Origin of the sequence: Actinoplanes palleronii, assembly GCF_016862315.1 — a bacterium.
GTDB classification, from domain to species: Bacteria; Actinomycetota; Actinomycetes; order Mycobacteriales; family Micromonosporaceae; genus Actinoplanes; species Actinoplanes palleronii.
In genome coordinates, this window is sequence record NZ_BOMS01000079.1 from 1 (window position 1) to 26239 (window position 26239).

Below are 26239 nucleotides of genomic sequence, written 5' to 3' on the forward strand. Positions count from 1 at the left end.
GCACCTCCGGCTGAGGCCGCACCTCCGGCTGAGGCCGCACCTCCGGCTGAGGCCGCACCTCCGGCTGAGGCCGCACCTCCGGCTGAGGCCTCGCCTGGCCCGGAGGTGAAGAGCAAGACCACTGACATCGTGCCTGGTCCGGGCGGGGTGATGACCGACGAGGTCGGCGTCGTGACCGGCGACCTGACCCTGCGCAGCGAGCTGGCCGGCACCGATCTGACCCTGCGCGTGCAGTACAAGGACGCCGACGAGTGGTACGTCGTGACCGGCGGCCGGGCCAAGCTGGCTGATCCGTCCGATTTGGACGCCGTGCACACCCTCGCGGTCGCTCTGCTCCACCGTCCCGAGGGCTAATAAATCGGGATTTTCGGGCGGGCTCGCATTTCGCGATCCCGCCCGAATGTCATTTCGGGTAACTCCCGGCGAGCGAGCTATGTATATCCTTCGACCTCGATCTGATCTTTCGGGGGAAGGATTCACTTGACACGTCCACGTTGGCTGTCCCGCGCCGGTGCGACTCTGATCGCCGGCACCGCGGTTCTGACGGCCGCCTCACCCGCCCAGGCGGCGAGCGCCGGCATCGCCTGGACGAAGGACAGCACGGTCATCTTCACGGCCCGGGCCGGCAAGGCCAACAACGTCGTGATCACCCGCTCCGGCGGGACCGTCACCATCGACGACAAGGACGCGATCAAGCCGGGCAGGGGCTGCAAGCGGGTCGACAACACCAAGGTCCGCTGTACCACCGAGGACCCGCCCGACTTTCTCAAGATCAACCTGGGCACCAGGAACGACCGGTTCGTCAACAAGACCAACATCTGGTCCACCGTCCACGGCGGCACCGGCAACGACGTGATCACCGGTGGCACCGTCTACGACGTGCTCATCGGCGACGCCGGTAACGATGTGATCAGCGGCGGCTACGGCAACGACTCTCTCGATGGCAGCTCCGGCAACGACCGGGTCTACGGCGGCTCCGGCTCCGACTGGGTCGACGGCGGCCCCGGCAACGACCGGGTCTACGGCGGCACCTACAGCGACTCCGTCCAAGGCGGCACCGGCAACGACCTTGTCGACGGCGGCTCCGGCAACGACTTCCTGAACGGCGAGGACGAGACGGTCGCCATGGGTTCCCCGATCGGCGCGGACATCTTCCGCGGCGGTGCCGGGCAGGACACGGTCTCCTACTGGGACCATCGCCGGGCGGTCACTGTCGACCTCGACGGCAAGTCCCGTGACGACGGCCAGCCGGGCGAGCACGACACCGTCGGCGCCGACATCGAGAACATCCGCGGCTCGGCCGGCAACGACACGCTGACCGGCAACGCCGGGGCCAACGAGATCTTCGGCGACGAAGGCGACGACACGATCCGCGGCGGCGCCGGAGACGACGAGCTGAGCGGCTACTACGGCCGGGACAAGCTCTTCGGCGAGGCCGGCGACGACACGCTGGACGCCATCGAGCCGCGCACGCCTGCGGAGAACCAGCAGGCCGACCAAGCCGACGGTGGCGACAACGCGACGAGCAACGGCGACCTGTGCAAGATCAGCGCCGTCGACGTCGTGACCACCTGTGAACGAGTGGAGAACCTCTGATGCGCACCACCCGAATCCTGACCCGCGCGGGCCTCACCCTGCTCGCCGGCACCGCGGTCCTGGCCGCGGGCGCACCGGCCCAGGCCGCGAGCACCGGCTCTGCCTCGGTCAAGGGCACAGAGATCAGCTTCACGGCCCGGGCCGGCAAGGCGAACAACGTCGTGGTCACCCGCTCCGGCCGGACCGTCACCATCGACGACAAGTACGCGATCAAGCCGGGCAAGGGCTGCAAGCGGGTCGACAGCACCAAGGTCCGCTGCACCACCGCGAAGGCGCCCGCGCTCATCAAGGTCCTCCTGGGCACCAGGAACGACCGGTTCGTCAACAAGACCTCCATCCCGTCCCAGGTCGATGGCCAGTCCGGCAACGACTCGATCACCGGCGGGTCCGGCAACGACTCGCTCGGCGGCGACACCGGCAACGACGCGATCAGCGGCGGCGCCGGCAACGACTTGCTCAGCGGCGACACCGGCAACGACGCGATCAGCGGCGGTTACGGCGACGACGAAATCTCCGGGTGGAGCGGCAACGACCGGCTCTACGGCGGCTCCGGCCGGGACTGGATCGACGGCGGCACCGGCGACGACAAGCTCTACGGCGGCACGTACGGCGACCACATGCAGGGCGGGCTCGGCAACGACCTGCTCGACGGCGGCTCCGGCAACGACTGGCTCGGCGGTGAGAACGAGGACCGCGGGCTGGCCGGGAGCATCCCGCTCGGCGCGGACATCTTCCGCGGCGGCACCGGTGTCGACACGGTCACCTACACGTTCCACAACGGGGTCGTGGTCGACCTCGACGGCCAGTCCCGCGACGACGGCGCGCCCGGCGAGCACGACACCGTCGGCGCCGACATTGAGATCCTCGAGGGTTCGGTCGGCAACGACACCCTGATCGGCAACGCGGCCGCCAACACGATCCTCGGCGACCGGGGCGACGACACGATCCGGGGCGGCGGCGGCAACGACACGCTGGTCGGCGACTACGGCGTGGACAAGCTCTACGGCGAGGCCGGCGACGACACGATCGACGCGATCGAGCTGAGCGACCCGCAGGACGCCGACCAGGTCGACGGCGGCGACAACGCCACGAGCCTCGGCGACCTGTGCAAGGCTGCTCCGGTCGACGTGGTCGTGAACTGCGAGCGGTAGATCCACATGGCTACGGTCAGGCGGGTGCGCCACAACCTGCTCGCCCACCTGACCGTCGCCGGGGCCCTGCTGCTGCCGCTCGGCGTGACCACCGCGTCCGCGGCGAGCCCACCGGCGCCCGGCCCGATCACGTTGCACAGCGTCATTCCGGCGCCGGCTGAGGTCGTACCATCGTCGTCTGGTCCGTTTCGGATCACCGCGACCACCGTGCTCGTCGCGGCCTCGGCCGCGCGGCCGATCGCCGAGCGGCTCGCCGCGGCGCTGCGCCCGGCCACCGGCTTCCCGCTGCCGGTCCGCCCGGCCGGGACCACCGCGATCACCCTGCTGCTCAACGACGCCCCCGATCCCTGGCTGGGCGACGAGGGCTACCAGCTGGAGGTCGGCACTCAGGGCGTGGCGCTGCGCGCCAACCGCCCCGCCGGGCTCTTCGCCGGGACGCAGACGTTGCGGCAGTTGCTTCCCACGACCGTCGAGGCTCCTTCGGTACGACCGGAGAACTGGACCGTGCCGGCCGGACTGATCCGCGACCGGCCCCGCTTCCCCTACCGCGGCGCGATGCTCGATGTGGCCCGGCACTTCCATCCACCGGCCGACGTGAAGCGCTACATCGACGAGATCAGCCGCTTCAAGTTCAACTACCTGCACCTGCACCTCGCCGACGATCAGGGCTGGCGGATCGAGATCGACGGCTGGCCCCGGCTGACCACTGTCGGCGGCGGACCGGGCACCGGCGTGCGCGGTCTCGGCCCCGGCTACCTGACCCAGGCCGACTACCGCGAGCTGGTCCGGTACGCCGCCGAACGGTTCGTGACGATCGTCCCGGAGATCGACATGCCCGGGCACGTGAACGCGGCCCAGGTCGCCTACCCGTCGCTGACCTGTGACGGGGTCGCGCCGCGGCAGCGGACCGACATAAGAGTCGGCTACAGCTCGCTCTGCACGAGCAAGGAGAGCACGTACGTCTTCGTCGAGGACGTGATCCGGCAGCTGGCCGCGCTGACCCCTGGGCCGTACCTGCACGTCGGCGGCGACGAGGCGCTCTCCACCAAGCACGAGGACTACCTGGCCTTCGAGCAGCGGGTGCTGCCCCTGGTGGCGAAGTACGGCAAGACCGCGTACGGCTGGCACGAGATCGCCGCGGCCCCGGCCGCCACCGACGCGGTGATCCAGTACTGGTCGGTCAGCCGGGACACCCCCACCGTCGCGGCCGCCGCCGGAGCCGGCGCCAAGGTGATCCTCTCCCCGGCCGACCGCACCTACCTCGACATGCAGTACGACCTGCTCACCCCGGGTGGCCTGCACTGGGCCGGAACGATCGAGGTGCGCACCGCGTACGACTGGGACCCGGCCATCTGGGCGCACGGCGTGCCGGCCGACGCGGTGCTGGGTGTCGAGGCGCCGCTCTGGTCGGAGACGCTGCGCGACTACGACGACGTCGAGTTCCAGGCGTTCCCCCGGCTGGCCGCGATCGCCGAGCTGGGCTGGTCACCGCGGTCCACTCACGACTGGCTCTCGTTCCGCGACCGCCTCGCCGCCTACGGCCCGCGCTGGACCCGCCGCGGCGTCCACTTCTACCGCTCCCCACAGATCCGCTGGTGAGCGCGTTTCTCACCGGCAACGACGAAACGGGATCGTCCGTACGGTGATGAGCATCTATGATGCTGATCAGTCTCTGCTACGGGGGAAATATCGATGTCCCGTTCTCTCTGGCTCTCCAGAGCCGGTCTGGCCCTGTTCATCTCCACCGCCGGGGTCGGTGTCGCCGCGACGCCCGCGCAGGCGGCCGCCACCGGTGTCGCGTCGGTGTCCGGCACCAGCCGGGTGATCTTCAAAGCGGCGTCGAACAAGACCAACAAGGTCGTGGTCACCCGCTCCGGGCGCACCGTCACCATCGACGACGCGGTGGCCCTCAAGCCCGGCAAGGGCTGCAAGAAGGTCGACGCCAGCAAGGTCCGGTGCACCCTCGCGTCACCCGACAACGTCCAGGTCTTCCTCGGCTCCAAGAACGACACCGTGGTCAACAAGTCTGACCTGGCCATCGCGGTCAGCGGCGGCAGTGGCAACGACCGGATCTACGGCGGCCCGCGCAACGACTCGCTCAACGGCGGCGACGGCAACGACCTGATCTACGGCGGCGCCGGCCGGGACCGGCTCACCGGCGGCATGGGCGCCGACCGGCTGCACGCCGGGGCCGGCAACGACCAGCTGTCCGGCGGCTACGGCAACGACGCCCTGTACGGCGACGCCGGCGACGACCACGTCTCCGGCGACGAGGGCAACGACAAGGAGTACGGCGGGACCGGCCAGGACCAGTTCAACCAGTCCCGGATCCCGTACGCCTCCACCGGCGCCGACCTGATCAGCGGTGGTGGCGGCAACGACTACGTCCAGTACCAGCTGCGCACCAAGCGGGTCGTCGCGGACCTGGACGGCGTCAAGGGCGACGACGGCGAGGCCGGCGAGCACGACACCCTGCTGTCCGATCTCGAATACCTCGAGGGTGGCAACGGCAACGACGTCCTGTCCGGCCACTCCGGCAAGGACATGCTGATCGGCGGCCCCGGCAACGACACCCTCCGCGGCCTCGGCGGCAACGACTACCTCGACGGCGGTCCGGGGCAGGACCGGCTCGAGGGTGGCGCCGGCAACGACGACCTGTACCCCGACTACGGCTCGCACGAGGCGTACGCGGATGTGGTCCTCGGCGGGAGCGGCCGTGACCTGGTCAGCTACCTCGCCTACACCGCGCCGGTGACCGTCGACCTGGACGGCGCCTCGCGTGACGACGGCATCGCCGGCGAGCACGACACGGTCGGTGCGGACGTCGAGGACGTGGCCGGCGGCAGCGGCAACGACCGGATCACCGGTAACGCGTCGGCGAACCGGATCCGCGGTTTCGACGGCGCGGACGTGATCCGTGGCGGCGGCGGCAACGACTTCCTCTCCGGTGACGACGGCGCCGACCAGCTCTACGGCGACGCCGGCGACGACTTCCTCAACACCGGCGGCGGCCTGGACACCGGGGCGGACCGGCTGGACGGCGGCGCCGACGCCACCGGGACCGGGGACGACTGCTGGCCGCAGGACGCCCTCGACACCACGGTGAACTGCGAGTACGCGAAGCTGTACTGGCCTTCCGACCTGCTGTTCTGACGGCACGGGGCGGGCGACCGGATGCCTTGAGTGAAGCCACAGTGAACAGTGCCCGGCGGGGCAGCGAAACGGTCCCGTAGCGTCCTACGCTCCGGCCCATGTCGCGTTCTCTCTGGTTCACCCGCGCAGGCGTGCTCCTGGTCGCCCCGCTCGTGCTCGGCGTCGCCGCGGTGCCCGCTCAGGCCGCCGCGGGCGGCGTCGTCCACGTGGTCACCGACAAGTCCGGCACCCGCGTGGTCTACACGGCCGCCGCCGGCACGACGAACCGGGTCTCGATCACCCGTTCCGGGACCCGGCTGGTCGTCGACGACCGGGTCCCGGTCAAGGCCGGCGCCGGTTGCAAGGCCGTCAAGCGGGACAAGACCAAGGTCATCTGTTCCTCGTCGCGGGGCTGGGCGGGGATCACCCTCACGCTCGGCACCGGCAACGACGTCGCGGTCAACCACACCAACGTACGGCTGCGAGCCGACGGCGGGCCCGGCCAGGACCGGCTCACCGGTGGCTCGGCGGTCGACAGCCTCACCGGCGGCACCGGCAACGACGTGCTGGACGGCGCGGCGGGCAACGACAACCTCTACGGCAGCGACGGCAACGACACCCTCTACGGCAGCACCGGCAACGACCACCTGATCGGCGACAACGGCACCGACGTGCTGCTGGGTGGCGCCGGGAACGATCACGTGACCGGCGACGGCCGCTGGTTCGACGTGCCGGTGTTCTACCCCGACCGGCTCAGCGGCGGGCCCGGCTTCGACACCCTCCACTACCGCGAGGGCGCCGAGACCATCCGGATCGACCTCAACGGCTCGGCCCGGAGCACCGCGGCGAACGAGGGCGACGCGGTCGACGGCTCGTTCGAGGGTGCCGAGGCGAACGTCGGGTCCGGCCCGGCCACGTTCATCGGCAACAACGCCGCCAACGTCTTCACCGGTGCCGGCTACCTGTCGACGGTGATGGAGGGCCGTGGCGGCAACGACCGGCTGACCACGTTCGACGGTGGCGCGAAACTGTACGGCGGGGCGGGCGCGGACACCCTGCTCGTCAAGGTGGTCGCCGGTGAGCCGCACGGTGAGCCGAACCTGCTCGACGGCGGCGACGGCGCCGACCGCTGCACGCCCGCGTGGGCACAGCGCGACGAGCTGATCAGCTGCTAGAACGGTCTCAGACAGACGAAAGGCCGCCTCACCGGGTTTCCGGCGGGGCGGCCTCTCTTTTCCGTACGTACGAAATCAGACGTTGATCGTCGCCGGCTTGCGGCCGGCCACCGCCTCGTCCTCGACCACCGGGAAGTGGCAGGCGGTCAGGTGACCGTCCGGGTCGTCGAGCCGGCGCACCAGCGGCGGCTCCTCCACCGCGCAGATGTCCTGCGCCTTCCAGCAGCGGGTACGGAACCGGCAGCCGGACGGCGGGTTGATCGGGCTCGGCACGTCGCCGGTGAGCAGCACCCGGTCGCGCTGGGCGCGGTCACGCCGGACCGGGTCGGGCACCGGGACCGCCGACATCAGCGCCACCGTGTACGGGTGCCGCGGGTTCTTGTAGAGGTCGTCGCGGTGCGCGATCTCCATGACCTTGCCCAGGTACATCACGGCGACGCGGTCGGAGATGTGCCTGACCACCGACAGGTCGTGCGCGATGAAGACGTAGGTCAGGTCGAACTCGCTCTGCAGGTCCTCCAGCAGGTTGACCACCTGGGCCTGGATCGACACGTCGAGCGCGGAGACCGGCTCGTCGGCGATGATCAGCTTCGGTCGCAGGGCGAGCGCACGGGCGATGCCGATGCGCTGCCGCTGGCCGCCGGAGAACTCGTGCGGGTACCGGTTGTAGTGCTCCGGGCTGAGCCCGACCAGTTCCAGCAGTTCCTGCACGGCCGTCTTGAGGCCCTGCGGGGTGGGGATGTTCTGGATCTGCAGCGGCGCCGAGATGATCGTGCCGATGGTGTGCCGCGGGTTCAGCGACGAGTACGGGTCCTGGAAGATCATCTGGACGTCGCGGCGCAGCGGCCGCATCTGGGTCACCGACTTGTGACTGATGTCCTGACCCTCGAAGACGATCTTGCCAGCGGTCGGTTCCAGGATCCGGGTGAAGAGCCGCCCGGCCGTCGACTTGCCGCAGCCGGACTCGCCGACCAGGCCCAGCGTCTCGCCGGCCTGGACGGTCAGGTCGATGCCGTCCACCGCGCGGACCGCGCCGACCTGGCGCTTGAACAACCCTTTGGTGATCGGGAAGTGCTTCTGCAGCCCGGTCACCTCGAGCAGGTTCTCGCTCATCGTTCTCTCACATTCCTGCTCATCTCGTCACCCGCTCAGAGGTTCGGTGCCACTTCTTCCTGGAAGATCTTCGTACGCTCCTCGGCCGACATGTGGCAGGCGACCGAGTGCGCTCCGCCGGTCAGCACCGGGATGTCGGTGAAGGACCGGTCACCGTTGCGTCCCGCGTAGGGGCAGCGCGGGTGGAAGGCACAACCGGAGGGCAGGTTGATCAGGCTGGGCGGCGAGCCCTTGACCGGCGTCAGGCGATCCCGGACCTCACGGTCCATCCGGGGCATCGATCCGAGCAGACCCCAGGTGTACGGATGCTGCGGGCGCTGGAACAGGTCGATCGCCGGGCCCTGCTCGATGACCTTGCCGCCGTACATCACCAGGACGTCGTCGGCGAGCTCGGCCACCACACCCAGGTCGTGGGTGATCATGATGACCGCCGAGCCGAACTCCGCCTGCAGGTCCCGGATCAGGTCCAGGATCTGCGCCTGCACGGTCACGTCCAGTGCCGTGGTCGGCTCGTCGGCGATCAGCAGCTTCGGGTCGTTGACCAGCGCCATCGCGATCATCGCGCGCTGGCGCATACCGCCGGAGAACTGGTGCGCGTAGTCGTTGAACCGGCGCGACGGCTGCGGGATGCCGACCCGGGCGAGCATGTCGATGGCCCGCTCGCGCGCCACCTTCTTGTTCACGCCGGGGTGGTGGATCCGGTACGCCTCGACGATCTGCGCACCGACCGTGAAGTACGGGTGCATCGCGCTCAGCGGGTCCTGGAAGATCATCGACATCTTCCCGCCGCGCAGCGCACGCACCTCCTCGTTGGACGCGGTGACCAGCTCCTGGTCGTCCAGCCAGATCTGGCCGGTGACCTTGGCGTTGCTACGGGTGCGGTGCAGGCCGAGCACGGCCAGCGAGGTGACGCTCTTGCCGGAGCCGGACTCGCCGACGATGCCGAGCGTCTTGCCGGCCTCCAGCGAGAAACTCGATCCGCTGACCGCCTGCACGACGCCGTCGTCCGTCTCGAACCGGACAGTGAGGTCCTTGACCTCGAGGTACGGACGCGGGGTGACCGAAGACATTCCCTCTCCCTCAGCCCAGCCGCACGCGCGGGTCGATGAGGCCGTAGACCAGGTCGACGACCAGGTTGGCGACCACGATGAAGGTGGCGGCGATCAGCGTGACGCCCAGGATCACCGGCAGGTCGTTGCCCTTGATCGCCTGGAGCGCCTGGTAGCCGAGGCCACGCAGGTTGAACACGGCCTCGGTCAGGATCGCGCCGCCGAGCAGCGAACCCAGGTCGAGACCGAAGATGGTGACGATCGGGGTGAGACCGGAGCGCAGCGCGTGCTTGCCGATCACGGTCCGCTCCGGCAGGCCCTTGGCCCGTGCCGTACGGATGTAGTCCTCGCCCAGCGTCTCCAGCATGTTCGCCCGGGTGAGGCGGGCATACGTGGCGGCGAAGAGGAAGGCCAACGTGATCCATGGCAAGAGCAACTGGACGAACCAGTCAGCCGGACTCTCCAGGAACGGCACGTACTGACCCTGTGGCAGCCAGCCCAGCCAGTACACGAACACCGCCGAGGCGAGCAGGCCGGTGAAGTAAATCGGTAAGGAAACGCCGGCTAGCGCGCCGGTCATCACCACCCGGTCTAGTAACGAACCTTTTCGTAGCGCCGAGATCACACCGGTGGCGACGCCACCGATCAACCAGAGAATGGCCGCACCGAGCGCCAGTGAGAACGTCACCGGCAGGTCGTCCATGAGCAGCGGAGTGACCTCCTGCTCGGTCTTGAACGAGTATCCGAGACACGGTGCCGGGCAGTGCGTGACGTCCGGGCCGTTCGCGTAGTCGCGGCCGGCCACCAGACCCTTCAGGAACTTCCCGTACTGCACCATGATCGGGTCGGCGAGGCCCATCTTCTCCCGGATGCCATCAAGCGCCACCTTGTCGGCAGTCTTGCCGATGTAGAGCAACGCCGGATCGCTGCCGGTGAGCTTCGGAACCATGAAGAAGATGCCGAAAGTCACGAGCGTGACTACAAGCAGCGTGAGGACGGCGTTGAATATCCGCCGGATGAGATAAGCCACCATGTCGTTCGGCCGAAGACGGGCGGGTGCCGGAATCAACCAGCACCCGCCCGCCGCGGGCGGCCGTCACCAACCCTTCGAATTACCCGATGCGATCAGGAACTGCTACTTGCCGTCGCTGACGCCGAGGGCCTGGAAGTCGATCTGGCCGAAAGCGTCGTGGATGTAGGCGTTCGTGAGGCGCGGGTTGCGGTAGTTCAGCGCCTTGTCGAACACGAACGGCAGGTAGTAGGCGCCTTCCATGACCTTGTGGTTGATCTGCTCGTAGAGAGCAGCAGCCTTGGTCGCGTCCGTCTCGCCGGCCGCCTGGTCGAACAGGCCGTCGATGGACGGGTCCTTGATCAGCGGCAGGTTGTAGTTGCCGTTCTTCAGGATGAAGCGGCTGTCGACCAGCGGCTGCAGGTAACCGGAACCGGTCGGGTAGTCAGCTCCCCAGCCGGCGATCTGGATGCCGTAGCCCTTGGCCTTCACGTTGTCGGGGGCACCGATCACGGAAGAGAGCTGCGCGCCGTCGTACTGCTCGATCTTGGCGTTGATGTTGGCCTGCTTGAGCGCGGCCTGCAGCGCCTCAGCGGACTTGACCTCAGCCGGCTTGTTGTTACGCACCGCGATGGTGGTGTCGAAACCGTTCGGCTTGCCACACGCGGCGAGGGCCTTCTTGGCCTCCTCGATCTGCGGCTTGCCCTGGAGGCGGTTGAACGGGTCGTACTTGGCGTCCGAGCCCGCGATGTTCGGCGGCAGCATGCTGGTGCCGATGTCGCCACCGGCGATCGGGCCACCACGCGCGGTCTGCAGCGAGGTCGGGTCAGCGGCGTAGAAGACCGCCTTGCGGCACTCGATGTTGTCGAACGGCGCGACCGAGGTCGCCAGCGCGGCGTACCGGATGAAGCCGGTGGCCGGGGTGTCCGCGTTCGCCTTCAGGGCGGGGTCCTGGAGGATCTTGGTACGCGCGGTCGCCTGCACACCGGTCTGGCCGACGTCGATGTCAGCGGTACCGGCCATCAGCCGGCTGTCCATGTCCTCGGCGTTGGTGGTGACCGTCAGGTTGATCTGGTCCGGCAGCGCCTTGCGGATGGTGTCGGTGGCCGGGTCCCAGTTGGGGTTCCGGACCCACACGACGCCCTTGCCGGGCTGGATGCTGCCGGCCTTGAACATGTACGGGCCGGAGGCGGCGGGCGCCGAGTTGTACTGCGCACCGGTGTCCCGCTTCTGCGGCACCGGGCCGGCGCCCGGCATGGCCAGCAGGTAGAGGAAGTCCGACTGGGCCTTCTTCAGGTGGAAGATGATGGTCTGGTCGTCCGGCGTCTCCACCGACTTCAGACCGAGCTTGTTCGCGTCGGTGTCCTTGTACGGACCCTTGTAGCCCTGGCCCTGGTCGAGGATGTCGATCAGGTAGACCGGGCCGCCGGGGACGACGTCCTGAGCGAAGATCCGCTCGATGCCGTACTTGATGTCCTTCGACGTGATGGCGGCGCCGTCGTCGAACTTGGTGCCGGTCTTCAGCTTGAACGTGTAGGTCAGCTTGTCGGCGCTGATCTCCGGCATGGCGGACGCCAGGTCGGGCGCCAGCTCCAGGCCGCTCTTGCCCGGGGAGGCCGCGTAGTCGACCAGCTTCCGGGTGTAGAGCCGGTTCAGGTTCCAGACGAACGCGTAGTAGCCACGCGCCGGGTCCCAGAAGTCGGCATCCTGTGCGGTCCACAGGTTCAGCGTGCCGCCCTTGGTGGTGGACGGGTTCACCACGTCGGTGATGGCGGCGTTGTAAGCGGACTTGCCACCGCTCGTGGTGCCGCCCTTGTCGTCGCTCTTATTGCCGCTGCAGGCAGCGGACGTGAGGCCGAGCGCGAGTGCGACGCCGGCCGCCGCAAACGCCCTAGTCTTCCTGGACACCTGTACTCCTACCTCCTCGAACAGCGGAACCGAGCCGGTCCGCGAAACATGCGATGTTCCAGCTGCCCCTGAATCAGCGGGCCTTCGGGTCGAGCGCGTCCTGGCCCCTGGGTCAGCGGGCCTTCGGGTCGAGCGCGTCACGCAGGCCGTCACCGAAGAGGTTGAAGGCCAGCACCGTGATGAAGATCGTCGCGCCCGGGATGATCATGTACATCGGTGAGATCGAGTAGGTCGCGACCGCGTCCGACAACATGCCGCCCCAGGACGGGTTCGGCGGTGGGATACCGACGCCGAGGAAGCTCAACGCGGCCTCGGTGAGGATGTTCGTCGGGATGATCAGAGTGGTGTAGACCAGGATCGGCGCCGCCAGGTTCGGGAGCAGCTCCCGGACCAGGATCCGAGGCGACCGGGCGCCCATGCTGCGCGCCGCCTCGACGAACTCGCGTTCCCGCAGGGACAGGGTCTGACCGCGGACGATCCGGCCGATGTACGGCCAGCCGAAGAAGCCGATCACACAGACCAGCACCAGTACGCGGGACCAGCGGGCGTTCAGGCCGAGCATCTCGTAGGGCACCACCGAGACCAGGGCGATCGAGAACAGCAGCTGCGGGAAGGCCAGCAGGAAGTCCATCACCCGGCTGATCACCGCGTCGACCCAGCCGCCCAGGAAACCCGCGGACAGGCCGAAGATCACGCCGAGGATGGTCGAGACGAGCGCGGAGAGGAACGCGACCGTCAGCGAGGTCTGCGCGCCGTAGACGATCCGGCTGAAGACGTCCCGGCCGGAGGTCGGCTCGACACCGAGGATGAAGTCCGAGCTGATGCCACCGAAGGAGCCCTTCGGCGTACCGAAGGTCGCATCGATCTGGTCCTGGTGATACTCGTCCGGCGGATGACCGAGAAGGGCGACCAGGACCGGCGCCAGAATGGCGACCAGGACCAGCAGGATGACGACGACGCCGCCACCGATCGCAACCTTGTCCTTCTTCAGCCGGCGCCACGCGATCTGCTTCAGAGACCGGCCCGCGATCACTTTCTCAGCGGGCCCCCGCACGTCAGCCGCGTCGGCCGTCGGTGCCGACTTGTCGTCGGTGACCGACGCTTCTGGGCCAAGCGACATCTGTTTCGCCGGTCCTCTCCCGGCCACCGCGCAGCGGGAGTCCACAGTCACCGGCGCGTGGTACACGGAAGATCCCACGGCGCGGAGACAATGGCCCACGTTGCGAGCGGTAAACCGATCGGTTATCGCATGCCTCGAGTGCCGGCCCTCATGCAGTCCAGCCGAGATGAGGCCGGAATCACGAGGGCACCCGACAGCGGATGTGGCCGCTGTCGAGAGGAACATTCACCTAGTGCGGTGCCCGGGTCAAGCTCACCGACCGCACGCGGATGCTTCCGTGTCTCCCTCGTGATGTCACCGTGACCTAGACGCCGCACAAACGGAAGGTACCGCTTAAGGAGCTCGCAAGTAGCCAATCCGGGCCAAACAGGTTGCATGACGTTACGGTGGCGTTACCGCATGTAAATTCAGATCGCGCGGCGACCTTCGAACGCCCTACCCAACGTAATTTCGTCCGCATACTCAAGGTCACCACCGACCGGCAAACCGCTCGCCAGCCGGGTCACCGAAATACCCATCGGCTTGATCATCAGCCCCAGGTAGGTGGCGGTGGCCTCGCCCTCGGTGTTCGGGTCGGTGGCCAGGATCAGCTCACGGACCTCACCGGTGCCCAGCCGCATCAGCAGCTCCCGGATCCGCAGGTTGTCCGGCCCCACGCCCTCCAGCGGATTGATCGCCCCGCCGAGAACGTGGTACCGGCCGCGGAACTCACCGGTCCGCTCGATCGCGACGATGTCCTTCGGCTCCTCGACCACACAGAGCACTTCATTGGTACGACGTGGGTCGCGGCAGTACCGGCACTGCTCGGACTCGGCCACGTTGAAGCAGGTGGTGCAGAACCGGACCAGTTCCTTCACCTTGCGCAACGCGGTGGCCAGCCGGTTGACGTCCGCCGGATCCGCGGACAGCACGTGGAACGCGATGCGCTGAGCCGACTTCGGGCCCACGCCCGGCAGCCGGCCCAGCTCATCGATCAGGTCCTGGATGGCACCCTCGTACACAGGTCAGAACCCCGGCAGGGTGAGACCGCCGGTGGCCGGACCCATCTTCGCCTCTTGCAGCTCACGCTGCTCCTCGGCGGCATTGTGGATCGCCGCGAGAATGAGGTCCTCGAGCGTCTCGACGTCATCGGCGTCGACCGCCTTCGGGTCGATCTTCACAGCCTTGAACTCACCCAGCCCGGTCACCGTCACGGTCACCAGCCCACCGCCGGCGGTACCGGTCAGCTCGGCCTCGGCCAGTTCGGCCTGCGCCTTCGCGACCTGCTGCTGCATCTTCTGCGCCTGCTTCATGATCTGCTGCATGTTCGGCTGTCCACCGGGGCGCATGGCACCGCTCCTCAACTAGTCACTGTCTCTCACGGACAACCGCCATCAATGACCCGACGGCGCCCGATTCAACCGCCGCCAGCGTAGCCGCCAGCCATCCGTTCCCCAGGCAGCCCACCACAACGCCGCGCCCAACCCTCGCCCCGTCGCACCCCACCCCCGTTCCCCACACGCCCACCACTCCCCACACGCCCGCCACTGCCTCCCGGCCACCATTCCCGGACGGCCGCCACTTCCCGCACGGCCGCCGTCCCCGCACGGCCACCACTTCCCGCACGGCCGCCACCTCCCGCACGGCCGCCACCTCCCGCACGGCCGCCACCTCCCGCACGGCCGCCGCTCCCCGGCCGGTCGCCGCTGCCTCACGGCCACCGTTTCCCCTCACGGCCGCCGCAACTGCGCTCTGGCCGCCGCCCCGCCTCGCAGCGACCTCTTCCCCGCTGTGGCATCGCTGCGATCTTGGTGACTTGTGGTCGATATGCGGGCCGAGCTCTCCAAGATCGCGCCGTTTGGGGCGCGAGGTGGGCTGCCAGCGCCAGCCGGCCAGCCAGCCGAGCGCGCGGGCGAGAAGTCAGCGATGCGGCCAACCGGCGGCGGACCCGCAATGGCCGATAAAAAATGCGGCAGCTGCCCCTGGGGAAGGGCGGTGCGTGCACGCAATGCCGCACCGCGGCCTGTTACCGCCCCGGGGTGGGCGGTAACAGGCCGCACAACGTGATTGCGTGCCGCTACCGCCCCGCTGCCAGCCGGACGCGGACTCTCACCGCCCCACTAACGCGGACCGCGCACTCCCACCGCCCCACGAACCCGGACCGCGCACTCCCACCGCCCCACTAACGCGGACCGCGGACTCTCACCGCCCCACTAACGCGGACCGCGCACTCCCACCGCCCCACTAACGCGGACCGCGCACTCCCACCGCCCCACGAACCCGGACCGCGCACTCCTAGTGGGCACGCCCCAGGAGCCTCGGGTCGTGCTCGGCCCGAGGTGGATGGCGGCGGCGGGTGGGGCGGCGGGTTACATCTCGCCGATCTTCTCGGCGCCGAAGGCGTTGCGGAGCAGCTGCAGGGCTTGTTCCTCGCTGCTCTGGCGGGCTGTCTTCTCGTCGATCACTTCGTCCGACGGTTCGTCGCCCGGGTCGAAGCCCTCGTAGCCGGCTTCGGCGGGTGGGGGCGGGCCGTCATATTCGGGGTCGTAGGGCGCCTCGCCGATCGGGGTGCCGTCCGAGAAGGCGGAACCGGCCGGCTGAGCCGCCGAACCGGCGGCAGCGTGTCCCGGGGCCGCATTGCCGCGAGCAGCTGCCGCGCGGGCGGCAGCCAGGCCGCCACCGGGCGCCGTGTTGCCACCGCGTGCCGCAGCGGCCCGAGCCGCCTCCATCGCAGCGGAACGAACCGGAGCCCCCGGACGCGCCGGTGCCGCAGGGGCCGCCTGTGCACCCGCAGCCGGCCGCGAAGCTTGTGCGGCAGAAGCAGCGGCCGCGGCAGCACGGGCCAAAGCCATCGCCGAGTCACCAGCACCAGCCGAGCCGGGCGCCGGTGCCGAACCTGCCGCTTCACCTGGTCCGCCCGAGCCGGCCGCTCCGTCCAGGCTTCCTGCTCCGCTCAGGGCTGCTGCCCCACCCGGGCCTTCCGGGTCAGTTGCTCCGCTCAGACCTGTTGGCCCGCCCGAGCCTTCCGGTCCGGTCGTTTCGCCAAAGCCTGCTCCTCCAGCCGAACCACCGAAACCACCCGGGCCCCCAGAGCCAGCCGGGGCGCCTGATCCAACCGGGCCCCCAGAGCCAGCCGGGGCCTCAGAGCCGACCGGGCTAGCTGCTCGACCCGGGTCTGCGGCCGAGCCTCCCGGACCTGCCTCTCCGGGCGAGGCGAAACCTTGCGCGGAGCCAGGCGCGGGTGACGCCGCTTCGAACGGGCCAGCCGCGGAGAAGGCCGCCGCAGCCGGGTCGGGCGTCGAAGGCGCGGTGGACATCGAGGGGCCGGCCGACGCCTCGGTGCCACCGGAAGCCGAGCCGTCGACAGCTGAGCCGGAGGACAGCGGCGCCGCGGCCGGAGCATGGTGTGACGCGGACGCGCCAGGTCCGGGAGTGGACAGGCCGGCTTCGCTGGTCGCTGCGGGGCGGCTGCCAGCCGCGTCGGGAGCGCGGGTGCCGGGCTTGACCGTTTCGGGCCAGTCGTCGGCGGCCGCTGGCTTGGTGGGCTTGAGCGCCGCGGTTCCCGGGCGAACGGGCTCCGGCCAGCCGGTGTCGTCGTCGCTCGACGCACCTGCCGTGGAGGAAGCGGCCGCCACGTTGGAAGCGGACCCGGTGCCTGCGGACCCGCCGGCACCCGGACCGAACGCGCCAGGCACGGCAGCGGTCGGACCGAACGCGCCAGGCACGTTGGCAGTCGGCCCACCCGACACGCCGGAAGGCGACACGCCGTGGACGGCCGTCCCGGACGGCGCAGCGACTGACCCGCCGGGCACGCCGGGCACGGGCGCGCCGGACGCAGCAGCCGGGCCGCTTGGCACGCCAGGGGCAGACCGGGCGGGCTGGGCGGGCTGGGCGGCGCTGAGGCCGCCGGGCACGGGCTGGGCGGCGCTGAGGCCGCTGGGCGCGGGCTGAGTGGGAGGTGCCGGGGTCAGGGGGGTGTCAGCGGTACTGGTGGCGGATGGCGGCCAGTCGTCGTCGGCGTCGGGGGCGGCGGGGCGCTGCGGGCGGGACGGGCGGGACTCGGTGCGGCCGGAGTTTCGTTCAGGGGCGGACGTGGACGGAGTCGCTGACGCCGACGGGCCGGCCATGCGGCGGCCGGCGGACTGGTCGCGGCCCGCGGACTGGTCGCGGGAGGATCCGGACGGGCCTCGGGGGGCGGCGTTGCGAGGCGGGCCGGCGGGTGCCGCCTCGCCCGTCTCGCAGCGGATCTGCCAGCGGCCGCCCAGGAGCCGGCCGAGCTCGGTGGCGATGGCGTTCGTCCACTTCAGGAAGCGATCCGCGATGGCCTGCGACGGGGCGGCGAAGACGACGGTGTCGCCGGCCACCTCGCGCACGCCGATGCCGGCGTCCAGCATCGCCTGGACGCGCTGCTGCTGCCGGGCGAGAGCCAGCCAGGCTCCGCGGACCTTCTCCAGCCGCTCATCCGTCTGCTGCCGAGGCGGGGTGGGCTGATCCAGGTCCTCCGGCGGGTCCTCGTCCCAGGGCGGCTCATCGTCGTAGTACTCGGGCGGCGGAGCCTGGTCGCCGCCGTCGGCGACGTGGTTCCAGTCAGACTCACCCCGCCCGGCAGAGCCGGCCGCAGAGGACTGCCGACCGGAGCCGGTCACCGAAGACGCAGCCGCGGAAGCGTCCTCCGAACCCGGCGCAGCCGCAGAAGAGGACGCGGGCGCGGCAGGAGGCGCGGGGGCAGGAGAAGGCGCGGGGGCACCGGAAGGCGCGGAAGCAGCCGTCGGCGCGGCAACAACCGTGGCCGACGGACCATCGGCCACGGACGAGCCGGCAACCGGCACGGACGGAGCAGCCGCAGCCGGCCCAGCAGGCGAGACCGGCGGCCCAGCAGGCGAGACCGGCGCAGCGGGAGCCGCCGACACCGGTGCGACCGAGGAAGCCGAAACCGGCGCGGGCGCGGGCGCGGGAGCCGAAACCGGCGCGATCGAGGAAGCCGAAACCGGCGCGACCGCGGGAGCCGAGCCGCCCGGCGCGGGCGAGACCGGTCGCGCTGCGCCGCCAGGTGCCCGCCGGGCCGCCGCCACGGCCGCACGGGCCGCCGCGAGACCGGCGAGACCGGACCCGGAGCCGGACCCGGAGGCCGCCGCACCGTCGGCGTCACCCGGAACCGACGCGGTGACCGCCGGAGCCGCCTCAGCGACCGCTGGAGCCGCCGCGGCAGCCGGGGCTACCGCGGTGGACCCCACCGGCGGGCCGCTTCGCTCCAGGCGTTCCAGGCGCTGCAGCAGCGCGCCGGTCGAGTCCTCGGCGCCGGGGAGCAGCATCCGGGCGGTGATCAGCTCGAGGAGCAGGCGGGGTGCGGTGGTGCCGCGCATCTCCACCAGGCCGTTGTGCACGATGTCGGCGCTGCGGGAGAGCGTCGCCGGGCCCAGCTTGCCGGCCTGGGCGTGCATCGCCTCGAGCTGGTCGGCCGGTCCGTCGATCAGGCCCTTGGCCACCGCGTCCGGGACCTGCTGCAGGACGATCAGGTCGCGGAGGCGTTCGAGCAGGTCGGAGGCGAAGCGGCGGGCGTCGTGGCCGGCCTCGGCGACCCGGTCGATCGTCGTATAGGCGGCGGCGCCGTCACCGGCGGCCAGCGCGTCACACATCTCGTCGATCAGGGCCACGTCGGTGACGCCGAGCAGGGCGACCGCGCGGGCGTAGCTGACGCCGCCCTCGCCGGCGCCGGCGATCAGCTGGTCGAGGACCGAGAGGCTGTCCCGGGCGCTGCCACCGCCGGCCCGCACCACGAGCGGGAAGACCGCCGGCTCGACGTGCACGCCTTCAGCCTCGGTGAGCTTCTGCAGGTACGGCCGGAGCGTCGCCGGCGGGATCAGCCGGAACGGGTAGTGATGGGTCCGCGAGCGGATCGTGCCGAGCACCTTGTCGGGCTCGGTGGTCGCGAAGATGAACTTCACGTACTCCGGGGGCTCCTCGACGAGCTTGAGCAGCGCGTTGAAGCCGGCCGACGAGACCATGTGCGCCTCGTCGATCACGTAAATCTTGAAGCGGCTGTTGGCGGGCGCGAAGAACGCCTTCTCCCGCAGCTCACGGGCGTCGTCGACGCCGCCGTGGCTGGCCGCGTCGATCTCGATCACGTCGATCGAGCCGGCGCCGTCGGTCGCCAGGGACTTGCAGGAGCCGCAGACACCGCACGGGTCCGGGGTCGGGCCCTGCTCACAGTTGAGCGAGCGGGCCAGGATGCGCGCGCTGGACGTCTTGCCGCAGCCGCGTGGCCCGGAGAAGAGATAGGCGTGGTTGAGCCGGCCGCTGCGCAACGCCTGCGACAGCGGCTCGGTCACGTGTTCCTGACCGATGACCTCCGCGAACGTGCGCGGCCGGTACTTCCGGTAGAGGGCGAGAGCCACTCCTGCCACCTCCTGACGACCGCGCCATTCTCCGTCGAGGGTGTGACAAGAACAAACGACATGCCCTAACAGGGGAAGTCGCGGGGAGGAGACAACGAAAGGACCCCTCGTGCACCCGTCAGAGCCCGCTTATCCTTGCTGCCTTCCGGCCCTGGGGAGGTTCACAGGATGACGCCGCACGAGGGGCTGATCGACAGCCTACCCGGCCGGGTAAAGTCCGTTGCGCCGACCCCCGATGCGTGGGGTGTCCCGCCGAGCCGTATTCTGGCGCACGGAGGATTCGCCTAGTGGCCTAGGGCGCACGCTTGGAAAGCGTGTTGGGGGAAACCCCTCACGAGTTCGAATCTCGTATCCTCCGCACCGATGAAAGGCCGGACCCAAGCGGGTCCGGCCTTCTTCGTCTGCCCGGTCAGCGCTTGATCTTCACGCTGCCGCTGGTCCTCCGGCCGTCGTAGCAACCGGTCCGCTTGGCGATCACCGTCACGGTCACCTTCTTGCCGCCCCAGGACTTCTTGAGCGTCAAGGTCGAGCCGGTGGCGACCAGTTTGCCGCCGACTCGCCATTCGTACCGATAGGAATCTGCTCTCGGCGACCAGGTGCCCACCGCGACCTTGACCTTGCGGCCTGCCTTGACCGTCCCGGCGATCTTCGGCGACGTCGTCGCCTTCGGCGCGACGCCCCAGCCCACCGTGCCGCCGGCGGACACCGCCGGAGAATTCAGCCGGTTGGCACGCTTGGCGGTAACCGTCACGGTGATCCGTTTGCCGCGGAGAGAACCAGGGATGACGTACGACGATCCGGTCGCTCCCTTGATCGCCGCCCCGTTCGCGGCCCACTGGTACGCGTAACCGGTCGCCGCCGGAGTCCAGCTGCCGGCCACGGCCCGGACCGTGGCGCCGACCCGGACCGTCCCGCTGATCACCGGTGCCTTGACGAGCTTCAGCGTGGTGGTGGTCACGGTCAGTCCGCCGTACAGCGTGCCCTGCCGCCAGTCGGTGTCCGAGGACACCGCGATGTCCCAGACGCCCGGTGCCACCCCGGTGAGGTTCGCGGTGGCGGTCAGGACGCCGTCCGAGACGCTCTGCACCGCCGCCGTGATCGAGGCCGACCCGGCGTGGTTGAGCTGCACCCGGTCGCCGGCCGCGAGGGCCTCGCCGCGCAGGGTCAGCGTGACCGGCCCGAGGTTCGACGCGCTCGCCGGAGTCGACGAGGTGACCTTGCAGGGATCCGAGTCGCAGATCGTCCCCACCCGGTACGGGAACGTCCCGCTCGCCTGCTCGGGCGCCAGCACGAACAGCGCTGTGGACGACTTCGGTGCCGGGTACGACACATACGCGTCACACCCACGTCCCCCACTGGCCCACGAGCAGCGCACGATTCCGGTCCCGGTACCGAGGGTGGAGAAGTAGTACGGCTCGGGCAGCGCCTCGCCCCCGGCCGGGTTGGTGATCACCGCGCGGAAGTCGCTCCGCCCGTTGATCACCGGCACGGCCACGCAGATCGCGGTGTGCGCGGCGTCCAGGGTGCCGGCACGGCTGAACCCGGGCACCCCGGTGACCGCCGGGCACTGCGCCGCCGGCTTGTCCGCGGTGCCGAGGTTCCAGGTGTCCACGGCGTAGGGCACCGCGCCCGCGGTGGCCGACCGGACGAACAGCAGGTACGACGTCGCCCCGCTGACCCGGCACGGCACCACGTATCCGGCGCACCGGTCGGTGCCCGCGGCGTCGGTGATCCAGTACCTCGCGTCGTAGTCGGTGCTGCGGACGCCGAGCCAGTAGTTGCTGCTCGCCGCGGCGGTGACCCGATAACACCGGACGTCGTCCAGCGCGGTCAGGGTGCCGGTCGCGGCGCTCCCGCCGAGCACCGTGTTGGCCGGCGTCTGGCAGTTCGTGCCGGTGGCGTCCCGGCGGGCGACCCGGTACTGGGCGTTCTCGGCGGCCGCGGTCAGCACCGCGACGTACGCCTTGCCGGTCTGGAACTTGCACCGCAGGACGATCGCGGAGGTGCTGTACGACCCGCACACCTCCGCGCCGGTGAGACTGTCCTTGACGGTCAGCACGGCGTAGCCGGTACCGCTCACCGACGCGAACGACACGATCTCCGAGGCAGTGTGCTGCGTCCCCGGGATGGTCCAGCAGGTGGCGAACTTCGTGCTGGAGAACGTTGTGGTCAGCCCGGCCGGTTTTCCGATCAGGCCGGCCGGCAGTGTGCCGCAGCCGGTGATCTGGTCGAGCCGCTGCACCACGACCGCGTAGTCGCCGGGCGCCGAGTCCTCCGGCGCGTTGAGCAGGAGCCGGTACGGCGCCGCCCCGGTCAGCACGCAGTTGTTCGTCGAACAAAGGTCGTCACCGGCCGCGTTGATCAGGGTCCAGTCCGGCCGCGCCGCTCCGGTCGCCCGCGACGGGGTCAGCACGCTGATCTTCGCGCCGGCCGGGCTGGACAGCTGGAGGCAGTCGGTCTCGCCGGCGATGCCGAACGAGCCGCGGATCGCGCCGGTGGCCAGGCCCTGCTCGGTGACCGGAACACAGCCCGGGCCGTTCGGCGCGGTGAAGACGGTCGCGTAGGAGCCGTCCCGCACCCCGCTGTTGCCACCCCCGACGACCAGCGTGTACTTCCCGGCGGCCGGGAACGGGCAGAGGTAACCGGCCTGGCAGAGCCGCTTGCCGTCCGGCGTGTAGACCTGCGACCAGGTCTCGTAGTTCTCGTCGTCCACCACGCGGACCAGGTACCGGCCCGCCGCGGGCACGTCCAGGGTCCGGCACCGGATCCCGCCGAGCGCGCCGGCCGGTCCCGTTCCGTACGCGCCGGGGGTGATCTCCGGGCAGCCGGTCGCCGCGGAGAGCGACCGGATCTGCAGGGTCACCGGGTCGGTGTCGTCCGCCTCGGTGATCACCCGGTACGGCCCGGAGCCGGGCAGCACGCACCCGTCCTGGTCCGACTCGTACTCGGAGCAGATCGAGGTGCCGCTGCTGTCGGTGATCCGGGTGACCCCGCCGCCGGACGCGTAAACGATCACCCGCTCGCCGGGCTGCGCCGCGAACGGCTGGCAGAACACCTCCACCGGGCTCGTCGGGGTGAACGTGACGACCGGCTGGTCCCACCCGATGCCGACGACCGGCGCGCAACCCACGTCCCCTGCCACGTCGACGATCGACGCCCGGAAGCTCGTCGGGTTCCCGGTCCAGTCCGGGTGCCGCAGCCACAGGGTGTAGTCCCCGGTCGCGGGCACCTCGCAGGACAGATGGTCGTACTCGGAGCAGATCCGCCCCGCGGCGTTGCTGAGCTCCCAGTCGATCTGGCCGCCGTCGACGGTACGCACCGACTTCGTGCCGGCCGTCAGGTGCACCGAGTAGCAGGTGAACTCGGCGGTGCCGAGCTCACCGGCGACCACCTGGCCGGCGCTCAGCGGGCCGAACGCACCCTCGACAAGCGCGCCACAGCCGATCGGCTGGTCGGTACGGATCAGGCGCAGCGTGTAGTCCACCGCGCTGCCGTAGTCGTCGGTCAGGAAGAACGAGTGGGTGCCGTTCGCGGTCAGCGTGCAGTCGCCGCCACCGAACTGGATCGGGCAGACCTGCTCGCCGGAGGGGTCCAGGAGCGTGCCCCGGATGTCGGCGGAGTAGCCCGGTGCCGTGGTGGTGCCGCTGGTCTCCACAGTCAGCCGCATGCCGGCCTGGCCCTCGAAGCGGTAGCAGTCACCGGCCGAGCCGCGGGCCGCCGACCGGGACAGCGCGGCGCCGTGCACGGTGAAGGTGGCCGGATCGAGGGTGGTGCAGGAGGAGGGCGCGTCACGGGATTCCACACCGATTCCGTACGACGCCTCACCCTCGCGGTAGTAGAGGTAGACGTCGACCTGGTACGTGCCGGGCTGCTCGACGGTGCACTCACCCGGGTACGGGCCGAGCGAGCAGGAGCCGTCCGGGGTGTGCAGGATCGCCTGTGCGGAGTCGCCGACCGCGTTGAACTGGGTGAGGACCCGCTCGTTCGGCAGCGTGGTGGTGATCGTCCAGGTGTGGTGCTCCGCACCGCGCAACGCGTCGCAGGTCTCCGGCTCGCCCATGGCCAGTGTGCCGCCGCAGCCTTCGACCGCCGAGGCCGACGGCGAGGCGGGCGACGACAAGGTCGGGGACAGCGTGGGCGGCGGGGTGGTGGCCGTGGTCGTGCCCGGCCCGGCGGGCGGGCTGAGGGTCGGCGACGGCGAGACCGGCGAAGCCGACGGCTCCGGCGAGGTCGGCGCGACCGGCGACCGCGTGGGTGTCGGCGGTGCGGGCGACACGGTGGACGGTGCCGGCGCCGCCGTGGATGACAAGGGTGTGACCGGCGGCGACGGATCCTCCGCGTACGCCGCCGCCGGCAACCCGACTGCTATGACCAGGCCGCTGAGCACAGCGGCGCTCCAACGCCTCACGAATTCCCCCCGGATCGCATCGACGGCTTGAGCCATCGACGGAGATCTTGTCAGGGTGAATATTCACTAAGGCAGATATCCCAAAATGCGGGAACCCGCAGGTGGTAGGCGGCGACGCTCCCGTGCCGACCTATAGCTGGCCGGCAGCTATCGCGTCGTCGATCTCCGGGAAGATGGCGAAATAGCGGCCCAGACCGACCGTCTCCAGCAGCCGGGCCATGAACGGCCGCGGCCCGGCGAAGCTGAGCCAGCCGCCCCGGTCCGCGATCACCTGCTTGCTGGTGATGAACGCGCTCAGACCGACCGAATCGCAGAACTTCAGCGCGGTCAGGTCCACGACGATCCGGGGCACCGGTCTCTTGAGGAGCTCGGCCAGGACGGTCTGCAATTCCCGGGCCGAGTCGGCGTCCAGTTCGCCCTTGAGATGCAGCACGGCGACATCGGGTCGGTGTTCGGTGATGATGGCCCGCATGACGATCGCTTCCTGCCCGGTGGGATGGAAATTCAGGTTAGATCGTCGCTAACCGCGCACATCGGACTCAAGGTGCGTCGCATCCTGGCGTGACCATCGGGCCCCGCACCCAGCGAAAAAGGCCGGACCCCATCGGGGGATCCGGCCTCATCGAAGGCTGGCCGAGACAGTCAAGCAACAACGGCACAGCCCGGGCTCCTGGCGCTCAGAGCTCGCGCCACCGCCAGCGTGGACCGCGCCACGCGTCGGCCAGAATCATCGCTGATGACCGGCCGGGACACTGCTGCACCTTCGACTTCCCCTCGGGGCCGCCCAATTGGGCCTCGACCTCCCACAGGACACCGTCGGTGCGGACGTAGACGTCGCGGCGCTGAAGCCGGACGTCGCCATTCCACCAGTGATGCTCAACTCTCACGTGTCAAATCTACGACAGGCATCGACGAACCTAGGTGGGGCGATTCTATGAAAGTTTCTCGTCGTCCGGTCGGAACCACATTGTCTGATCCGGTGTATTTGGGTTGCGTGACTTGCGCGACACCCTATGTCGCTGGGCCGTCCCCGATCCACTACGGAACGTAACTCAGGGCTTTGACGTGCGACGACATCTGCCTGTTACAAGAGTGCCGCTGATCATGGAGAACGACCGAACGGACGAGGTGCCGCCGGTACGCCCGGTCGACCCTCCCGCAAGGCACACAGAGTGACGTACGAGACGAGAGAAAACAAGAGAGCCCGATCCAGACGGATCGGGCTCTTGTTGGCGGTGGTGAAGGGATTTGAACCCTTGGAGGGCTTGCACCCTCACACGCTTTCGAGGCGTGCTCCTTAGGCCGCTCGGACACACCACCGGGAAGTACGTTACCGGATGCCCCTGGGCACTTGTCGCCGGGTGCCCCATAACCGATCTCGGGGCCGCTGACCTGGCAGGATCGCAGACAAGATCGAATGAGACGGAGAACTCGTATGAGCGTGCACATCGGTGCCAAGCCGGGCGAGATCGCCGAGCGGGTGCTGCTGCCCGGCGACCCGATGCGGGCCAAGTGGATCGCGGAGACGTTCCTGGAGGACGCGGTCTGCTACACCCAGGTCCGCGGGATGCTCGGGTTCACCGGCACCTGGCAGGGACAGCGGGTCTCGGTGCAGGGCTCCGGCATGGGCATGCCGTCGGCCTCCATCTACACCCACGAGCTGATCAACGAGTACGGCGTGAAGTCGGTCATCCGGATCGGCTCCTGCGGCGCCCTCGCGATGGACCTGAACCTGGGTGACGTGGTCGCGGCGATCGGCTCGGCGACCGATTCCAACATGAACCGGGCCCGGTTCGACGGCCTGATCGACTACGCCCCGGTGGCCGACTTCGGCCTGCTGCGCACCGCGGTGGACATCGCCGAGGCCCAGGGCGTCCCGATGCGGGTCGGCCCGATCCTGGCCGCGGACGCGTTCTACACCGACCGCCCCGACCTGTACGACGCGCTCGCCCTCTACGGCGTGCTGGCGGTCGAGATGGAGTCTGCCGCGATCTACACCATCGCGGCTCGCTACGGCGCCAAGGCGCTCACCATCCTGACCGTGAGCGATCACATCAAGCGTGGCGAGGCGATGGAGTCCGCACAGCGCGAGCAGGGCTTCAGCAACATGGTCAAGATCGGCCTCGACACGATCATCGCCGGCGCCTGACCGCGCCGAGCCAAGTTCGGGCACGCTCCGCACCCAAAGTCCCCACGCAACGCCC

The 26239-nt window shown here is 69.9% G+C and carries 19 protein-coding genes, 2 tRNA genes and 1 other RNA gene; 9 read left to right on the forward strand and 13 right to left on the reverse strand.

All coding sequences use genetic code 11. The features are described 5' to 3' along the window. The 6 genes from Apa02nite_RS51205 to Apa02nite_RS51955 all read left to right on the forward strand — a co-directional run. Positions 1–354: hypothetical protein (locus tag Apa02nite_RS51205; protein WP_239164569.1), on the forward strand; the 354-nt coding region annotated here is incomplete at its 5' end. Between the two features lie 126 nt (positions 355–480). Continuing rightward, entirely contained in the window at positions 481–1596 is a 1116-nt protein-coding gene (locus Apa02nite_RS25955) for a calcium-binding protein (RefSeq protein WP_203827293.1), read from the forward strand. After that, positions 1596–2747, forward strand: coding sequence for a calcium-binding protein (locus tag Apa02nite_RS25960; RefSeq protein ID WP_203827294.1), 1152 nt, complete (start codon positions 1596–1598; stop codon positions 2745–2747). The genes Apa02nite_RS25955 and Apa02nite_RS25960 overlap by 1 nt, the downstream gene beginning before the upstream one ends. A 6-nt stretch (positions 2748–2753) precedes the next feature. Then, positions 2754–4346 carry a beta-N-acetylhexosaminidase gene (locus Apa02nite_RS25965; RefSeq protein WP_203827295.1) on the forward strand — a complete coding sequence of 531 codons (1593 nt, stop codon included), beginning with the start codon at positions 2754–2756 and terminating at the stop codon, positions 4344–4346. Between the two features lie 93 nt (positions 4347–4439). Continuing rightward, positions 4440–5900: a calcium-binding protein gene (locus Apa02nite_RS25970; protein WP_203827296.1), complete on the forward strand. Its 1461-nt coding sequence runs from the start codon at positions 4440–4442 to the stop codon at positions 5898–5900. Positions 5901–5998: 98 nt separating this feature from the next. Continuing rightward, on the forward strand, positions 5999–7054 hold the full coding sequence (locus Apa02nite_RS51955) for a calcium-binding protein (RefSeq protein WP_203827297.1): 1056 nt from the start codon (positions 5999–6001) through the stop codon (positions 7052–7054). A 75-nt stretch (positions 7055–7129) separates the two neighbouring features. On the opposite strand, the gene Apa02nite_RS25980 is transcribed toward Apa02nite_RS51955, so the two are convergent. The 9 genes from Apa02nite_RS25980 to ffs form a co-directional block, all read right to left on the reverse strand. Continuing rightward, complete coding sequence (locus tag Apa02nite_RS25980; protein ID WP_203827298.1) at positions 7130–8167, reverse strand: ABC transporter ATP-binding protein; 1038 nt, start codon at positions 8165–8167, stop codon at positions 7130–7132. Positions 8168–8202: 35 nt separating this feature from the next. Further along, entirely contained in the window at positions 8203–9237 is a 1035-nt protein-coding gene (locus tag Apa02nite_RS25985) for an ABC transporter ATP-binding protein (RefSeq protein WP_203827299.1), read from the reverse strand. Between the two features lie 10 nt (positions 9238–9247). Then, positions 9248–10249 carry an ABC transporter permease gene (locus Apa02nite_RS25990; protein ID WP_067690874.1) on the reverse strand — a complete coding sequence of 334 codons (1002 nt, stop codon included), beginning with the start codon at positions 10247–10249 and terminating at the stop codon, positions 9248–9250. Between the two features lie 102 nt (positions 10250–10351). After that, complete coding sequence (locus Apa02nite_RS25995) at positions 10352–12133, reverse strand: ABC transporter substrate-binding protein (RefSeq protein ID WP_203827300.1); 1782 nt, start codon at positions 12131–12133, stop codon at positions 10352–10354. A gap of 112 nt (positions 12134–12245) precedes the next feature. Then, the gene (locus Apa02nite_RS26000; RefSeq protein WP_067690868.1) at positions 12246–13253 is read right to left on the reverse strand and encodes an ABC transporter permease; all 1008 of its coding nucleotides are present in this window, start codon (positions 13251–13253) and stop codon (positions 12246–12248) included. A gap of 407 nt (positions 13254–13660) precedes the next feature. Further along, complete coding sequence (gene recR, locus Apa02nite_RS26005) at positions 13661–14254, reverse strand: recombination mediator RecR (protein ID WP_067690866.1); 594 nt, start codon at positions 14252–14254, stop codon at positions 13661–13663. 3 nt (positions 14255–14257) lie between these two features. Beyond that, positions 14258–14581: a YbaB/EbfC family nucleoid-associated protein gene (locus Apa02nite_RS26010; RefSeq protein ID WP_067690863.1), complete on the reverse strand. Its 324-nt coding sequence runs from the start codon at positions 14579–14581 to the stop codon at positions 14258–14260. 1020 nt (positions 14582–15601) lie between these two features. After that, positions 15602–19627 carry a DNA polymerase III subunit gamma and tau gene (locus tag Apa02nite_RS51215; RefSeq protein ID WP_239164570.1) on the reverse strand — a complete coding sequence of 1342 codons (4026 nt, stop codon included), beginning with the start codon at positions 19625–19627 and terminating at the stop codon, positions 15602–15604. A 95-nt stretch (positions 19628–19722) separates the two neighbouring features. Further along, an RNA gene (gene ffs / locus Apa02nite_RS26020) (signal recognition particle sRNA small type) lies at positions 19723–19818 on the reverse strand. 82 nt (positions 19819–19900) lie between these two features. Here ffs and Apa02nite_RS26025 point away from each other — a divergent pair. After that, a tRNA-Ser gene (locus tag Apa02nite_RS26025) sits at positions 19901–19985 on the forward strand. Between the two features lie 51 nt (positions 19986–20036). Here Apa02nite_RS26025 and Apa02nite_RS26030 read toward each other — a convergent pair. Then, on the reverse strand, positions 20037–23687 hold the full coding sequence (locus Apa02nite_RS26030) for a hypothetical protein (protein ID WP_203827301.1): 3651 nt from the start codon (positions 23685–23687) through the stop codon (positions 20037–20039). Between Apa02nite_RS26030 and Apa02nite_RS26035 the strand changes: the two genes are divergently transcribed. Then, positions 23686–24066: a hypothetical protein gene (locus Apa02nite_RS26035; protein WP_203827302.1), complete on the forward strand. Its 381-nt coding sequence runs from the start codon at positions 23686–23688 to the stop codon at positions 24064–24066. The two genes, Apa02nite_RS26030 and Apa02nite_RS26035, sit on opposite strands and share 2 nt — an antisense overlap. A gap of 99 nt (positions 24067–24165) precedes the next feature. Here the strand turns inward: Apa02nite_RS26035 and Apa02nite_RS26040 are convergent, their stop codons facing one another. The 3 genes from Apa02nite_RS26040 to Apa02nite_RS26050 all read right to left on the reverse strand — a co-directional run bounded on the left by Apa02nite_RS26040 (position 24166) and on the right by Apa02nite_RS26050 (position 25355). Then, the gene (locus tag Apa02nite_RS26040; protein ID WP_067690851.1) at positions 24166–24507 is read right to left on the reverse strand and encodes an STAS domain-containing protein; all 342 of its coding nucleotides are present in this window, start codon (positions 24505–24507) and stop codon (positions 24166–24168) included. 205 nt (positions 24508–24712) lie between these two features. Then, on the reverse strand, positions 24713–24922 hold the full coding sequence (locus Apa02nite_RS26045) for a hypothetical protein (RefSeq protein WP_067690847.1): 210 nt from the start codon (positions 24920–24922) through the stop codon (positions 24713–24715). A gap of 343 nt (positions 24923–25265) precedes the next feature. After that, positions 25266–25355 (reverse strand) — tRNA-Ser (locus tag Apa02nite_RS26050). Between the two features lie 115 nt (positions 25356–25470). Between Apa02nite_RS26050 and deoD the strand changes: the two genes are divergently transcribed. Next, positions 25471–26184 (forward strand): purine-nucleoside phosphorylase, encoded by a 714-nt coding sequence (deoD, locus tag Apa02nite_RS26055; RefSeq protein WP_067690844.1) that lies wholly within the window; start codon positions 25471–25473, stop codon positions 26182–26184. Positions 26185–26239: the final 55 nt, after the last annotated feature.

Bases quoted from the DNA above. Each gene is read 5' to 3' on its own strand.
- Apa02nite_RS25960 (WP_203827294.1), top strand. From the start codon at position 1,596: ATGCGCACCACCCGAATCCTGACCCGCGCGGGCCTCACCCTGCTCGCC.
- Apa02nite_RS25990 (WP_067690874.1), bottom strand. From the start codon at position 10,249: ATGGTGGCTTATCTCATCCGGCGGATATTCAACGCCGTCCTCACGCTG.
- deoD (WP_067690844.1), top strand. From the start codon at position 25,471: ATGAGCGTGCACATCGGTGCCAAGCCGGGCGAGATCGCCGAGCGGGTG.
- Apa02nite_RS25980 (WP_203827298.1), bottom strand. From the start codon at position 8,167: ATGAGCGAGAACCTGCTCGAGGTGACCGGGCTGCAGAAGCACTTCCCG.
- Apa02nite_RS25970 (WP_203827296.1), top strand. From the start codon at position 4,440: ATGTCCCGTTCTCTCTGGCTCTCCAGAGCCGGTCTGGCCCTGTTCATC.
- Apa02nite_RS26040 (WP_067690851.1), bottom strand. From the start codon at position 24,507: ATGCGGGCCATCATCACCGAACACCGACCCGATGTCGCCGTGCTGCAT.
- Apa02nite_RS25965 (WP_203827295.1), top strand. From the start codon at position 2,754: ATGGCTACGGTCAGGCGGGTGCGCCACAACCTGCTCGCCCACCTGACC.
- Apa02nite_RS26035 (WP_203827302.1), top strand. From the start codon at position 23,686: ATGGCCAGTGTGCCGCCGCAGCCTTCGACCGCCGAGGCCGACGGCGAG.
- Apa02nite_RS51955 (WP_203827297.1), top strand. From the start codon at position 5,999: ATGTCGCGTTCTCTCTGGTTCACCCGCGCAGGCGTGCTCCTGGTCGCC.
- Apa02nite_RS26000 (WP_067690868.1), bottom strand. From the start codon at position 13,253: ATGTCGCTTGGCCCAGAAGCGTCGGTCACCGACGACAAGTCGGCACCG.
- Apa02nite_RS26010 (WP_067690863.1), bottom strand. From the start codon at position 14,581: ATGCGCCCCGGTGGACAGCCGAACATGCAGCAGATCATGAAGCAGGCG.
- Apa02nite_RS25985 (WP_203827299.1), bottom strand. From the start codon at position 9,237: ATGTCTTCGGTCACCCCGCGTCCGTACCTCGAGGTCAAGGACCTCACT.
- Apa02nite_RS26030 (WP_203827301.1), bottom strand. From the start codon at position 23,687: ATGGGCGAGCCGGAGACCTGCGACGCGTTGCGCGGTGCGGAGCACCAC.